This is a genomic window from Neobacillus bataviensis, from assembly GCF_019969725.1.
In genome coordinates, this window is the sequence record NZ_JAHXYW010000051.1 from 1 (window position 1) to 531 (window position 531).

The 531-nt window shown below is 59.5% G+C and carries 1 protein-coding gene; it reads right to left on the bottom strand.

Going from position 1 to position 531, the window contains the following annotated elements; all coding sequences use genetic code 11:
• Positions 1–239, bottom strand: a 239-nt coding sequence (locus tag LC455_RS31090) for an alpha/beta fold hydrolase (protein WP_369075778.1), incomplete at its 3' end; no start/stop codon positions are given.
• Positions 240–531 lie beyond the last annotated feature (292 nt).

Here is a 531-nt window from a genome sequence, read left to right on the forward strand (position 1 = left end):
AGCAAGGCCTGCGCCTGTCGGGCGATGTCGTCCAGCGATGTCGTGCCTTCAGGTAACTTGCCGGACTCGCCATGGCCCCACAGATCCAGGGCGATGACGCGATAGTGCGGGGTCAGCGCGGCGATCTGCGGCGCCCACATCGCTTGATCCCAGAGATAACTGCCGGCCAGCAACACGGCGGGGCCGGTGCCTTGATCAATGTAGTGCAGTGCTTGTCCGTCAACCGTGAAAAAGGGCATCGACCACCTCCGCGAGAAAAAACAGAACCGGCAGACTGAGCTGCCGGTTGTTGATCGTCAAGGATGGAAATGTACGGCAATGTACAGACGCCATTCGCGAGCAGGCTCGCTCCCACAGGGTGGCGGTGGTGTTAATGGATGATCCAGCTCAACAACCACAACCCCAGCAGCAATCAGATGATCCCGGCAATGATCGACGCGTTCATGAACGCCCGGATCGCCGACCACAGCAGCATCAGGCCAACGATCAGGGCGATGATGCTGATGATCGAGGTGTCCATCCCCAGCGTTT